General features: G+C 45.6%; 14 protein-coding genes. All 14 read right to left on the bottom strand.

Translation table 11 applies throughout. From position 1 onward, the window contains the following. The 14 genes from AC2CGA_RS13975 to AC2CGA_RS13910 all read right to left on the bottom strand — a co-directional run bounded on the left by AC2CGA_RS13975 (nt 1) and on the right by AC2CGA_RS13910 (nt 13,761). Nucleotides 1-1,122, bottom strand: coding sequence for a Nif3-like dinuclear metal center hexameric protein (locus AC2CGA_RS13975; protein ID WP_052586292.1), 1,122 nt, complete (start codon nt 1,120-1,122; stop codon nt 1-3). Continuing rightward, nucleotides 1,115-1,819 carry a tRNA (adenine(22)-N(1))-methyltransferase gene (locus AC2CGA_RS13970; protein WP_032860295.1) on the bottom strand — a complete coding sequence of 235 codons (705 nt, stop codon included), beginning with the start codon at nt 1,817-1,819 and terminating at the stop codon, nt 1,115-1,117. The genes AC2CGA_RS13975 and AC2CGA_RS13970 overlap by 8 nt, the downstream gene beginning before the upstream one ends. Before the next feature lie 125 nt (nt 1,820-1,944). After that, nucleotides 1,945-2,307 carry a cytochrome c550 gene (gene cccA, locus AC2CGA_RS13965; RefSeq protein WP_003152999.1) on the bottom strand — a complete coding sequence of 121 codons (363 nt, stop codon included), beginning with the start codon at nt 2,305-2,307 and terminating at the stop codon, nt 1,945-1,947. 350 nt (nt 2,308-2,657) lie between these two features. Continuing rightward, on the bottom strand, nt 2,658-3,779 hold the full coding sequence (gene rpoD / locus AC2CGA_RS13960; protein WP_003152998.1) for an RNA polymerase sigma factor RpoD: 1,122 nt from the start codon (nt 3,777-3,779) through the stop codon (nt 2,658-2,660). A 189-nt stretch (nt 3,780-3,968) separates the two neighbouring features. Beyond that, on the bottom strand, nt 3,969-5,780 hold the full coding sequence (dnaG, locus tag AC2CGA_RS13955) for a DNA primase (protein ID WP_003152996.1): 1,812 nt from the start codon (nt 5,778-5,780) through the stop codon (nt 3,969-3,971). A 21-nt stretch (nt 5,781-5,801) separates the two neighbouring features. After that, nucleotides 5,802-6,308 (bottom strand): YaiI/YqxD family protein, encoded by a 507-nt coding sequence (locus AC2CGA_RS13950; RefSeq protein ID WP_014418404.1) that lies wholly within the window; start codon nt 6,306-6,308, stop codon nt 5,802-5,804. Between the two features lie 255 nt (nt 6,309-6,563). After that, nucleotides 6,564-7,376 (bottom strand): pyruvate, water dikinase regulatory protein, encoded by an 813-nt coding sequence (locus AC2CGA_RS13945; RefSeq protein WP_003152991.1) that lies wholly within the window; start codon nt 7,374-7,376, stop codon nt 6,564-6,566. Nucleotides 7,377-7,401: 25 nt separating this feature from the next. After that, a complete protein-coding gene (gene ccpN / locus AC2CGA_RS13940) occupies nt 7,402-8,040 on the bottom strand; it encodes a transcriptional regulator CcpN (protein WP_003152989.1) in 639 nt (212 codons plus the stop codon). Nucleotides 8,041-8,140: 100 nt separating this feature from the next. Beyond that, a complete protein-coding gene (gene glyS, locus AC2CGA_RS13935; RefSeq protein ID WP_025852962.1) occupies nt 8,141-10,180 on the bottom strand; it encodes a glycine--tRNA ligase subunit beta in 2,040 nt (679 codons plus the stop codon). Next, nucleotides 10,173-11,060, bottom strand: coding sequence for a glycine--tRNA ligase subunit alpha (gene glyQ, locus AC2CGA_RS13930; protein ID WP_003152984.1), 888 nt, complete (start codon nt 11,058-11,060; stop codon nt 10,173-10,175). Before glyQ ends, glyS begins: the two co-directional genes overlap by 8 nt. A 301-nt stretch (nt 11,061-11,361) precedes the next feature. Beyond that, nucleotides 11,362-12,129 carry a DNA repair protein RecO gene (recO, locus tag AC2CGA_RS13925; protein ID WP_003152982.1) on the bottom strand — a complete coding sequence of 256 codons (768 nt, stop codon included), beginning with the start codon at nt 12,127-12,129 and terminating at the stop codon, nt 11,362-11,364. Nucleotides 12,130-12,165: 36 nt separating this feature from the next. Beyond that, nucleotides 12,166-12,309 carry a YqzL family protein gene (locus AC2CGA_RS13920; RefSeq protein WP_007408286.1) on the bottom strand — a complete coding sequence of 48 codons (144 nt, stop codon included), beginning with the start codon at nt 12,307-12,309 and terminating at the stop codon, nt 12,166-12,168. Nucleotides 12,310-12,464: 155 nt separating this feature from the next. Further along, entirely contained in the window at nt 12,465-13,370 is a 906-nt protein-coding gene (era, locus tag AC2CGA_RS13915) for a GTPase Era (RefSeq protein ID WP_003152978.1), read from the bottom strand. Beyond that, on the bottom strand, nt 13,351-13,761 hold the full coding sequence (locus AC2CGA_RS13910; protein ID WP_003152976.1) for a cytidine deaminase: 411 nt from the start codon (nt 13,759-13,761) through the stop codon (nt 13,351-13,353). Before AC2CGA_RS13910 ends, era begins: the two co-directional genes overlap by 20 nt. Nucleotides 13,762-13,781: the final 20 nt, after the last annotated feature.

Genomic DNA, 13,781 nt, shown 5'->3' with positions numbered 1-13,781 from the left:
TTATAAGAAGGTAAATGGGTTTGTTTCTGTTTCGGAAGCGAAAATGCGCACGTCATAGTTTTTCTCTCCGGCCATTGCCTTAAGCTTCTCAGCCGTGCCTTTTCTCATGATCTTTTCAGCATAATGCCCCGGGTCCACGACATTTAATCCCATCATCATCGCATCATGCGCTACATGAAAATAAAGGTCGCCCGTCACGTAAACATCTGCACCTTTCCGCTTTGCCTGATAGATATATTTATTTCCGTCGCCGCCAAGAACCGCGACCTTTTTCACCTTGCTGTTTCGCTCTCCGACCATCCGGACTCCGTTAACGTCAAACTTTTCTTTCACAAACAGAGCAAACTCTTCAAGCGTCATGTCCTGCTGAAGTTTTCCGATCCGGCCGAGGCCTTTTTCAAGCGGAGACTGCTCCACCGGATAAATATCATACGCCACCTCTTCATACGGATGGCTTTTTTTCAGCGCTTTTACGACGGTTTTCTCCGTACTTGCCGGAAAAACGGTCTCAAGTCTCACTTCATGGACGAGTTCCAGCTCTCCCGTCTGTCCGATAAACGGGTCTGCCCCGTCCAGCGGCTTAAAGCTCCCGATTCCCTCAGAAGAGAACGCGCAATGGCTGTAATTGCCGATATGTCCCGCTCCGGCGTTGCCGAGTGCGGTTCTTACAGCTTCTTCATAGTCTTTCGGAACATATACGGCAAGTTTTTTCATCGGGTCCGAATATGTCGGGACGAGCACTTCAGTGTCTGTCAGGCCAAGAGCTTCGGCAAGCAGATCGTTAACACCGCCGTCCGCTACATCAAGATTCGTATGAGCCGCATATACGGCAATATCATGCTTTATACATTTCTCAATCAGTCTTCCGCCCGGCTGATCAGTGGTGATCTGTTTAAGCGGCCGAAAAATCGGCGGATGGTGGGCGATAATTAAGTCAACTTTTTTCTCAATGGCTTCATCTACCGTTTGTTCCAAAACATCCAGTGTCACCATGACATTTTTCACCGGCTTATTCAATGTACCGATCTGCAGTCCGATTTTATCTCCTTCCACCGCATAAGCCTTCGGTGAAAATTGTTCAAACAGCTGGATGATTTCCTGTCCGTTCACATGTTTAGGCATGTCCGATTACCTCCTTCAGCAGAGAAATCCGCTCTTTCAATTCAGCTAATTTTTCATGATTTTCATGCTTTGCGCTGCGGCTGATCTGTTCATAAATTTGTTCAGTATGCTTAAGTTCCTGGCTCCATTTCCGAAGAAACACTTCATTCCTCTCTTTTAACAAAAACGGACCCGCAAGCATTCCGGCAGCCATCGGCACATCCCGATAAGGCGCATCACGGTCGCCAGTTTCCGCAACGAGGATTTCATAACACTTTCCGTCTTCTTCGAGAATCACTTCATCAAGCAGTTCATAGCCTTCCTGATACAGCCACTCTCTTATATGAACGGCATGAATATTCGGCTGCAGAATCAGCCGTTCACGCCCTGTCAATTTCGTTTTTCCCGACTCCAAAATATGAGCGATCAGCGCTCCGCCCATGCCAGCGATCGTAATGGCGCCGGCTTCTCCTTTTTCAAGGACGCTCAGCCCGTCACCTTTCCTTACGGAGATAAGAGTGCTTAAGTCTAGTTTTTCCACCTGCTGTTTGGCGGATAGAAACGGTCCGTCTGTAATTTCACCGGCGATTGCCCGGCTTGCCAAATGATTCAAAACGGCATAGCAAGGAAGATACGCGTGGTCTGACCCGATATCAGCAACCAGGGCACCCGGAGGGATATATTCCGCCACAGACTGCAATCTTTTCGATAACTTCATTTCATTCACAATATCACAACTTTTCTCAGGTTCTTTTTCCTTTACTATCATATAAAAAAACCGCCCGGAATCCAAGCGGCGGATAGAGTTTTTCATATGTCTTTTATATAGGGACCGGTAAAGCTTTATTTAATGTCAGAAACCCATTTTGCCATGTCATCCAGCTTTTCGGCCGGCACAAGGCCCGCAGGCATCCCGTTGCCGCCTTTTTCAATTTTTGTTTTAATCTCAGCGACATCTTTTCTTTTGCCGACGCCTTTTAAGTTCGGCCCTGACACACCTTCATAGTTTTCTCCGTGACAGGTGATGCAGTTCGCTTTATAAATCTCTTCAGGTGAAGCGTTTGCAGTTTCCTTCTCGGCATTTTTGCTTTCACCGCCGCTTGCGATCTGATGCGCATCTCCATTGCCTTTTACAGCTAAAAAGAAAGTCAGCCCTATTCCCAGCACTGCAATGAGCAAAAAAGGAATCAGCGGATTCCACTTCATATCTCCATCCCCCTTTTTCATTCTCCCCCTATGTAAACACTTCTAATTCTAACTTATTTTTACAAAAAGTAAATGGTCTTGCTCAGCAATTTTATTGATTTCACAATTTATACAAAAAGCAAAAATAACTGTTTTGCTTACCACAAAATTATCTTTATTCTATTGTATAATGAATTGTATACGCTTACAATAAAGAATATAAATAAACTTGTCTCATTTTCCCCCTTTCAGGACATGCCGCATTTTTTCCAAACTCATTTGCAAAACATATGCTTATCCAGTAAAATAAAGGTATATTATCCATATATCTTATACATAAAAAAGAACGGATCAAAAAGACCCGTTCCATTCTATTCGAGAAAATCCTTCAGACGTTTGCTTCTGCTCGGATGTCTCAATTTGCGAAGCGCTTTTGCTTCAATTTGGCGAATACGCTCTCTCGTTACTCCAAACACTTTGCCGACTTCTTCCAAAGTTCTTGTGCGTCCGTCATCCAGACCGAAACGGAGACGCAGCACGTTTTCTTCACGATCTGTCAACGTATCCAGCACATCTTCCAGCTGTTCTTTTAAAAGCTCATATGCCGCATGATCCGACGGAGATGTCGCTTCCTGGTCTTCGATAAAATCACCGAGATGTGAGTCGTCTTCTTCACCGATCGGTGTTTCTAAAGAAACTGGCTCTTGAGCAATTTTTAATATTTCACGGACTTTTTCAGGCGTAAGATCCATGTCTTCAGCAATCTCTTCCGGTGTCGGCTCTCTGCCAAGATCCTGAAGAAGCTGACGCTGCACCCGGATTAATTTATTAATGGTTTCCACCATGTGAACCGGGATACGGATTGTTCTCGCCTGGTCAGCGATGGCGCGTGTAATCGCCTGTCTGATCCACCAAGTCGCATACGTACTGAATTTATATCCTTTACGGTAGTCAAACTTCTCGACGGCTTTCATGAGACCCATGTTTCCTTCTTGGATCAAGTCTAAGAAAAGCATGCCGCGGCCGACATACCGTTTAGCAATGCTGACAACTAAACGAAGGTTTGCTTCAGCCAGTCTGCGTTTAGATTCCTCGTCACCCTCTTCAATTTTTTGAGCGTAGGTGATTTCTTCTTTAGCAGAAAGAAGATTTACCCGTCCGATTTCCTTAAGGTACATGCGGACTGGATCATTGATCTTTACGCCAGGCGGTACGCTGAGGTCATTAAGGTCAAATTCTTCTTCGGCTTTGGCAAGCTGTTGAATATTAGGATCTTCCGTTTCTTCATTTTCACTAATTAATTCAACACCTTGTTCTCCTAAAAATTCATAATACTCATCCATTTGGTCTGATTCAATTTCAAAGCTGGACATGCGTTCAGCAATTTCTTCATATGTTAAAACGCCACGTTTTTTTCCAGTTTCAGTAAGCTGCTCTTTTACCTGGTCTAATGTAAGTTCTGTTTCTGTTTCGTGGGTTTGTTTATCAGCCATTATGGATCCCTCCTTCCAAAGCTTGCAACGAATTCTAAAAGCGGTATGTTTCTTATCCGACCCGAGCCTTCTCTCTTTTTCAGCATGCAGGGCTGCGGATAATAATGACAATTCATGATGAGGTTAAGCGATCTATTTGCTCCTCCGCAAGGAATCATTGCCAATCAGAACGCAAGCCTCTATTTGTTGTTACTTTAATGATCGGTTCAATGCAACAATTTCTTGAGCCAGAGACGCAGCTTTCACGAAGTCTTTCTGCCTCTCCGCATCTGCTCTTTCTGCTTCTTTTTCCTTTATCATTGACCATTTTCGGTGATCCAACACTTTTTTTACGTAATCGGATAACTCGGCCTCTGAGAGCTCCTCGTTTACTTGGAGCATCCCTATATCTGAAAGCAGCTGGCTGATTTCCTCATCCTGCATTCTCGCCATAAGATGCTGCGGCGTCATGTCAGCACCCTCTTCATAAACAGCGTACAGGTATGCTGCCAGCGCACGATGTCCGTCAATGTTAAATTCAAAGCCGACACGCTCAATCACTTTCTTGATGACGTTTCGGTCTCTCAGCATATGAGCGAGCAGAAGTCTTTCCGCGTTCTCATAGGCGGGACGGAGACGGCGCCGTTTCGCTTTTGTCGTCACCCGGGCCCGTCTTGTCTGCGGTTCGGCGTTTTTGTCGCCGGGGGCGTTTTGTCTGGCGTAGATGGAAAGCTGTTCCGTCAAAGATTCTACCGAAAGAGAAAATTCTGAGGCGAGCTGCTTCACATACATTTCCTGCTCAAGCGACCCGGAAAGAGCGCTGATTTCTTTCAGCACTTCTTTCATATAAGCGAGCCGGTCTCCTTCGTCAGATAAGTTTTTCCCTTTGCGGAAATATTGCATTTTAAAAGCCATGACCGTAACGCTTGCATCAATGATATCGGTCCGGAATTTTTCTCCGCCCCGGGTTCTGATATAATCATCAGGATCAAGCCCGTCAGGCAGCATGCTTACTCTTACCTTACAATCGGCTTTCTGGAGCAGGCCGGCCGCTTTCAGCGTAGCTTCGTACCCGGCTTTATCCGAATCGTAGCAGAGAATGACCTCCTGAACATTTCTTCTGAGAATTTTCACATGCTCTTCGGTGAGCGACGTCCCCATTGTGGCGATACTTTCTTTTACGCCTGAGCTGACGGCGGATATGACGTCAGCGAAGCCTTCAAACAGAACGGCTCTCTCCTCTTTCCTGATCGGCAGGCGCGCCTTATGAAAGTTATACAGCAGCTTAGATTTATGAAACAGCGGCGTTTCCGGGCTGTTCATATACTTCGGCTGCTGGCTTCCGAGCGCCCTTCCTGAAAAAGCCGCCACGGCTCCGTGGTGATCATGAATGGGAAACATAATTCTGTTTCTGAAACGGTCAAAATACCCGCTGCCGTCTTCCCTTCTGATCAGCAGACCCGCTTTTTCCATCATTTCTTCCTCAAAACCGCGCTTTTTCAAGAATTTCGTCATGAAATCCCAGGAATCCAGCGCGTAGCCGATTTCAAACTCATCTATGAGCTCTTTCGTAAAACCCCTTGATAAAAGGTAATCTAACGCTTCCTGGCCTTCCTTTGTATTTATTAGCAAATGATGGTAAAATTTCTTCAGAAGCTCGTGGGCTTCCGCCATCTTCTGCTCTCCGGAAGATTCAGGCCTGGATGCAGAGTGAATCGTTATATCATCAGGGAAATCAATCTGATATTTATCCGCAAGGTGAGAAACAGCTTCCGTAAATGAATAGCCTTCCATCTGCCGTAAGAAAGAGAAAACGTTCCCGCCCGCTCCGCATCCGAAGCAATGAAAGATCTGCTTATCGCTGGAGACGGAAAACGAGGGCGTGTTTTCCCCGTGAAACGGACAGAGCCCAAAGTAGTTGCGGCCTTGCTTTTTCAATTGGACATAATCACCTATGACTTCAACAATGTCTGCTGACTGCTGCACCTGATTAACTACTTCATCTGGTATGCGGTTTCCCATCTTATAACACTCCGTCGTACATTATTCGATGTTTTGATTTGAAATCCCTTCATCATTCGACAGGATTTTTTTAAGCAGGGTAACAAATCGATTCCGATCTTCTTTATTTAATTTTTTAGGTCCTTTGGAATGAATGCCGCTTCTTCTCATTTTGCCTGACATATGACGGCTCATCAGAGCGAAGTCAATCGTGTCTTCAGTATAAGAACGGCCCCTTTCCGATAAGACGGCAATATTTCTGTTCAGCAAAAGAGATGCTAAACCGATATCCTGCGTGACTACGACGTCTCCCGATCTCACATGGTTTGCGATATATAAATCTGCCGCTTCTTTATGAGGATCAACGTATACCCAGTTCTCGTCTTTGCTTCTGGAAAGCTGGTAGTGTTCAAATGATGCGACGAAAATAACCCGAACGCTGAATTGCGATGCAATGAGCATTATTTCCTCTTTTACGGGGCATGCGTCTGCATCGACAAAAATCGTCTTTTCTTTTTCATTTAGAAGACTAATTCTCCATCCCTCCATCAATCTCCTGCATAAAAACAAGCGAAATCGCATATGCTCCATGACTGCGGATCTATTTTGAGCTTTGTCGAAAAATTTCCGGGAGTTATTCTTGACATCTTACCCATAATAGTTTATTCGTATCACACGAAGCTTAAACCTAAAAATAAACATTTTATCACAATTTTTTATTATAATACAAACTTCGCGAAGATGCCATCCTTTTTGTTTATTCCCTATTTGCATACCCAAAAACCCAGGATAAAGCGTCCTGAGTTATCGGCCCTTTGTTTTGAGATGATGAATGATGTTCGCTGTTTCTTCGACTGCTTTATTCGAAACGTCAACGACTTGGCAGCCGATCCGGTCCACGATTTTCTCAAAATACTCCAGCTCTTCTTTAATTCTGTTGATATTGGCGTAAATAGCTTTGTCATTTAAGCCGAGAGATTTTAACCGTTCTTTACGTATATGGTTCAGTTTATCAGGGCTGATTTTTAAGCCGATGCATTTTTTCGGATCAACGCTGAACAGTTCTTCCGGCGGGTCGACCTCAGGAACGATCGGCACATTGGCCACTTTCAGACGCTTATGGGCAAGATATTGTGATAATGGGGTTTTAGACGTTCTGGATACTCCGAGCAGGATGATATCGGCTTTTAAAATGCCTCTTGGATCCCTGCCATCGTCATATTTGACGGCAAACTCGATCGCCTCGACCTTTTTGAAATAATCTTCATCAAGCTGCCGGACGCGGCCCGGTTCATATTTGGCGGTCAAACCGTAAGCCGATTCCATTTTATCGATGAGCGGACCGATAATATCGTAATACAGCACATTCGCTTTTTCCGCTTGTTCAACCAGGTATTTGCGCATTTCAGGAACAACGAGCGTAAAACAAATAATGCCGCCGTCCGCTTTGGCGAGAGACACGACTTCATTAATGGTGCCGATATCTTCCACATAAGGTATTCTTCTGATATGCGTATCATCGGCTGAGCCGTTAAACTGGCTGAGCGAGGCTTTTACAACGAGTTCGGCGGTTTCTCCGACTGAGTCTGATACTACATAAATGATGCGATTGTCCATGTTATCCCCCCGTTAGTTTTCAAGCTTATATGATTTCATTTTCTGATAAACTGACAAGTATCTTAGTCATATTCGTTTTGGTAAACCGGCCGATGACCTCAAAGCCTTTATCCGTATCTTTAATAACGGGCAGGGCATCGATCTGTTTTTCAATTAAATACTTGGCGATGTCCATCACATAATCATCACGCCGGCAGACGGCGATATTCGGCATTCTTGTCATGATAATATGAACCGGTATTGAGGCAAGTTCCTGCTGGCCGATGCTCGCCCGCAGCAAATCTTTGCGTGACAGCACACCGACTAAGACAGCATCACGATCTACGACAAATAACGTGCCGACATCTTCTAAAAACATGGTGCAGATGGCATCGTATACCGAGACATTTTCATTGATGACAACAGGGATCGATTGAAAATCTTTCACTTGCAGCTTTTTCAATTTATCCGCAAGCAGCTGATTTCCCGTTTTCCCCGTATAAAAATAACCGACCCGCGGACGGGCCTCTAAGAAGCCTGACATGGTGAGTATGGCCAAGTCCGGCCGCAGCGTGGCCCTCGTTAAATTGAGCTGTTCTGCGATATGCTCTCCGGTAATCGGGCCGTTTTCCTTTACAATCTGTAAAATTTGTTCTTGCCGTTTATTTAATTCGATCGTACTCACCACCTTTATGGAAGGGTTTCTTTATCTATGTTTTCATTCTGTGATGTTTATGTAAAAGGGGAAAAGACGATTGCCGATCACACAGCAACCGTCTTTTTCTTTATTTTACAATAAGATGATTCATATTAGCAAAAGACTTGATCACATCTGCAAGAGCGGTCATTTGCGCTAAACGGTTGGTTTTTAATGCTTCATCGTCCGCATTTACCATCGTGTGATTAAAGTAATCTTCGATCGGCTCTTTTAATCCGCTGAGCACGGCAAGCGCCTGTTCATAGTTTTTGGAGGCAAAGCTTTCCGCGACACTGTCTTTTGTTTTTTCATAAGCGTCAAACAGCTTTTTCTCCTGTTCATTTTCAAACAGATCCGGCTTGATATCGCGGCTCTCGCCTTTTTTACTGATGGAGATAACCCGGCCGAGTGATTCAGCCGTTTCTTTAAAGCCGGGTGTGCCGAGGTGCTTCTCAAGCACTCTTGCCTTATGAACGGCTGCATACGGCTCAAGCTCTGTGCTGTCCAGAACGGCTTCAATAACGTCATGACGGATGTCTTCGGCGTTTAAGACGTATTTCAGACGCTGTGTAAAGAAATCGAGGAGCTCATTCTCTTTTTCCGTTTCTGTCAACGACAGCAGTTCTTTAAAAGAAATGCCCCAGTTGCGGTCGATCAGAATGGAAACAATGCCGCTTGCCTGACGGCGCAATCCGTACGGATCCTGAGAACCTGTCGGAATTACGTCAATGCTGAAGAAGGAAGCAATCGTGTCCAGTTTATCAGCTAACGCCACGACCGCGCCGATAAAGGTTGAAGGCACTTCTCCCCCGGCCGCTCTCGGCATATAGTGCTCATTGACAGCGGCAGCGACGGCATCATCTTCACCGAGCATGCGCGCATATTTTTCTCCCATCACGCCTTGAAGCTCTGGGAACTCATAGATCATATGTGTAACCAGGTCAAATTTAGAAATCTCTGCGGCGCGCTTCACAAGTTTTTGCGTCTGTTCATCCGCTTTCAGGCGGACGGCAAGTTTGCCCGCAATGGTGACCGCTCTTCTTACTTTATCTCCAAGGGAGCCGAGCTCTTCATGGAAAACGATATTTTCCAATTTCTTCACGTTTTCATCAATGTTCAGCTTTTGATCTTCTTTGTAGAAGAACGCAGCATCTGAAAGCCTTGCTCTCAGCACTTTCTCGTTTCCGCGGGCAACATTTTCAATTGCATGGCTGTTCCCGTTTCGCACCGTAATAAAATGAGGAAGCAAATTCCCGTTTTCATCTTTTACCGGGAAGTAGCGCTGATGCTCTTTCATTGTTGTCACAAGCACTTCTTCAGGGATAGAAAGAAACTCGGATTCAAAAGATCCGTAAAGCGCCGTCGGATATTCCACCAGATGGTTGACTTCGTTCAGCAGATCCTCATCGACCGGAATGTTCCATTTCTTCTTGGCCGCAAGCGCATCCAGCTGGCTTTGGATCATTTGTTTGCGTTCTTTCGGGTCAGCAATGACGCTTTGTTCTTTCAGCAGCTTTTCATATGATGACGGCGCATCAACAGATACTTCTTGGCCGAGAAAGCGGTGTCCCTGCGTGTTCCGGCCCGTCTTGACATTTGTGATTTCAAACGGAATGACGTCTTTTCCAAAGAGGGCGGCAATCCATTTGATCGGACGGATATAGCGCAGATCCTGCGTGCCCCAGCGCATGTTTTTCGGAAAATGCATTCCGGCAATCAAATTTTCCAGCTGCGGTAAAAGTGTCTTCGTCTCTTGTCCCGCCTGGAATTTTTGAACGAAGACATATTCCGTGCCGTTTACATCTTTTATATACAGGTCATCCACTCCGGCGCCTTGGCCTTTTGAAAATCCGATAGCGGCTTTTGTCCAGTTTCCGTCAGCATCCAGAGCGATTTTTTTCGCAGGGCCTTTTGCTTCTTCCTGAATATCAGCCTGTTTTTCTGCTACGTCTTTTATATATACTGCCAGACGTCTCGGCGTATTAAAAAGTTTCACTTCGCCGTGGGCGATATTTTTTTCAGCAAGCCAGCCGGTCAGCTTTTCACCGAGCTGCACCATGCTGTCATGTAAAAACCGCGCCGGCATTTCCTCGAGTCCGATCTCTAAAAGCAAGTCTTGTTTACTCATGGGAAGAGCCCTCCTCTTTAAGCATTGGGAACCCTAATTTTTCCCGTTCTTCATAATACGTTTTTGCCACTTTTCTCGCTAAGTTGCGGACACGGCCGATATAACCCGTCCGCTCTGTCACAGAGATCGCGCCTTTTGCATCAAGCAGATTAAATGTGTGAGAGCATTTCAGCACATAATCATAGGCCGGATGCACAAGCCCGTTATCCATTTGTCTGATCGCTTCTTTTTCATAGGTGCTGAACAAATGGAAAAGCATATCCACGTCAGATGTTTCGAAAGTATAAACGGAATGCTCATATTCAGCCATCATAAATAAATCTTTCACAGTAAATCCTGACGTCCATTCAAGATCAAAGACGTTTTCTTTATCCTGAATATATGACGCGAGACGTTCAATACCATATGTGATCTCAACGGACACCGGTTTACATTCAATTCCGCCCACCTGCTGGAAATATGTAAACTGAGTAATTTCCATCCCGTCAAGCCATACTTCCCAGCCGAGACCTGCACAGCCTAAAGACGGGTTTTCCCAGTTGTCTTCTACGAAACGGATATCATGTTCAAGCGGGTCAATGCCGAGCGCACGCAATGAATCAAGGTAAAGCTCTTGAATGTTATCAGGCGACGGCTTAATAATGACTTGGAATTGGTGATGCTGATAGAGCCTGTTCGGGTTTTCACCGTACCGTCCGTCCGCAGGCCGTCTGGACGGCTCAACGTAAGCCACTCTCCACGGCTCCGGCCCGATGCTTCGTAAAAATGTATACGGGCTCATTGTGCCTGCGCCTTTCTCCACATCATACGACTGCATGAGCACACAGCCTTCATTCGACCAGTGCTTCTGCAAGGTTAAAATCATATCTTGAATGTTCATTTCAAGCACCTCCACTTTCTCCATTCTTTTACAAGTGCGGCGGCAACCAAAAAACTCCCGTCTCTATGCTTGCCGGCCGCAAACATAGGGACGAGAGTTCTCCCGCGGTTCCACCCTAGTTGCTGAGGATGTGAATCACTCAGCCTCTTTTTAAAGGGTTGCTCGAGAATGCCTTTCGTTGCGCGCTCATCCTTAGCTTACACTGTCCTAAGGTCGCTTGTATGAGTTGGACGCAAGTACTTCTTTCTGTCACTGCAACATATTTTATAATAAATGATCATATAAAAAGATGGGCAGAATGTCAACTTTTGTTTTCATCCAAAAGGTTCTTCATGCTTTCCATCTGGTCTAAAAACCGTTTTGACTTTAAATAAAGTCCTGAATATTCCTCGTAATACAGATCAATGACCTGTTTAATTTCGTTTTTGGTTTCCTGTTTTAACGAGACGCTGCCGAGCCTTCCGATATCAAAGTAATAAAAAAGCCTTAGCAGCCTTGCCGTTTGCGGCGAAATCGGAACTCTGTACGGATCCTTTTCAAAGCAGCGGTGGCAGATAAAACCGTTATCTCTTATCGAAAAATGAAACGTCCCTTCCCCGCTTTTGCAGTGGACACAATGATTCAGCTCCGGATACAGCCCCATGACGCCGAGCATTTTCATCTGCACGATGAAGGTGATCACGTCCGGGTCAGTCCCGTCATTCAGCCTCTTAAAGGATTCGAGAATCAATTCGAATAAATAGGGGTTCGGTTTCTTCTCTTCCGTTCCTTTGTCAGTGAGTTCAGCGATAAAAGCGGCATACGCCGTCAAAAATAAATCTTCTCTGATCGTTCTCATGCTGAGAATCATTTCACCCTGCTGGAGCGTGCCGAGTCCGGATGTTCTTTGCATTAAAAATGACCCGTACAAAAACGGCTGGCTGACTGCTGACAGCCGGCTGGCTGACTTCCTGGCGCCCCTTGCCATGACGCCGATTTTGCCGTGTTCCCTCGTCAGCAATGTCACGATTTTATTCGTCTCCCCGTAGTCATTCGTACGGAGCACGATTCCTTCACATTTAGTCAGCATTTCCGCACCTTCCAACAACGGGAGGGGCCAAGAGGTTTACAAAATTGGAAAATCGATTCGGGCTAGCTCATCTTCCGGTTCTTCGGGTCTTTCCAGGTTCTCTTTTTCCAGTTCTTTAAAAAGAAGGTACGTATCAACACTTCCTGTTTGAGAAAATACGTTCCAGGTAAAATTCAACACAAAAAACCCACCTTTCATCATTAAACTAGCTTGCCAATCCAAATTCTTACCCTTATCTTGACCTGATGTCCTCCTTTTCATGTTAAACAAATTTTGCTAACGAAACCCTGTTTCTGTGAGGTAATCCCACACATCAGGCATGCGCTTCAGATGAATTAATATTCATCCTCTTTGAAGCCGAAATCACGCAGCTGAGACATTTTATTCCGCCAGTCCTTCTGCACTTTCACCCATAATTCGAGGTAAACGCGTGAACCCAGCAGCGCTTCAATATCAGCCCGTGCTCTTTTGCCGACTTCTTTCAGAAGCGCTCCTTTTTTCCCGATGACGATGCCTTTTTGAGAATCCCGCTCGACCACAATGGTGGCGGCGACATGGACGGAGCCGTTTTCCTGCCCTTTAATGGACTCGATAGCGACAGCGATGCTGTGCGGTACTTCTTCCCTTGTCAGATGGAGCACCTTTTCCCTGATCAGTTCAGAAATAATGAACCGCTCGGGATGGTCAGTCACCTGATCGCTCGGATAGAACTGAGGCCCTTCCGGTAAATACGCTTCAACCTGCGCGAGAAGGGTTTCGACGTTGTTCCCTTCCAAAGCTGAGATCGGCACGATTTCTTTAAACGGATAGCGCGCACGGTACTCATCAATTAAAAGAAGCAGCTGGTCAGGGTGGATCTTATCAATTTTGTTTACGATCAGAAAGACCGGCGTGGACGTCTGTCCGAGCTTTTCAATGATAAACTCGTCGCCCTTTCCGTACCCTTCTTCGGCGTTGATCATAAATAACACCAAGTCAACTTCTTTCAGCGTATTCTGCGCCACTTTCATCATAAAGTCGCCAAGCTTGTGCTTTGGTTTGTGAATGCCCGGTGTATCAATAAAAATAGTCTGCGACGTGCCGGTTGTCAGCACCCCTTGGACTTTATTTCTTGTCGTCTGGGGTTTGTCGCTCATGATGGCGATCTTTTGACCGATGACCCTGTTTAAAAAGGTAGACTTTCCTACGTTCGGTCTTCCGATGATAGATACAAATCCTGATTTAAAGCTTTCGTTCGTCATGTAAATCCTCCGATGAAAATGCGCCCGGCAATAATTCTTCCGCAGTCATTTCTTTTATTTGTCCTTGTAAGTTGGTCAGAATAACAAGCATATCCTTTGAGCACAGCTCGGAAATTACTTGTCTGCAGGCTCCGCACGGCGAAACCGGTCCCGGAGTATCCGCAGCCACGGCGAGCATCGCAAATTCCGTATCCCCCTCGGAAACAGCTTTGAATATCGCCGTGCGTTCAGCACAGTTGCACATGCTGTATGCCGCATTTTCAATGTTGCAGCCTCTGTACACTTTTCCGTCTTTGGTAAGAAGAGCGGCTCCCACTCTGAAATTTGAATACGGCACATACGCTGTGTCCCGTGCTTTTAATGCTTCTGCAATCAATTCTTGTCTGTTCATGTGTACTTAATTCCTCTCTT

The sequence above is a fragment of the Bacillus sp. SYZHCR11 genome, from assembly GCF_057196865.1.
This window is presented reverse-complemented; position numbering and strand designations above follow the sequence as displayed.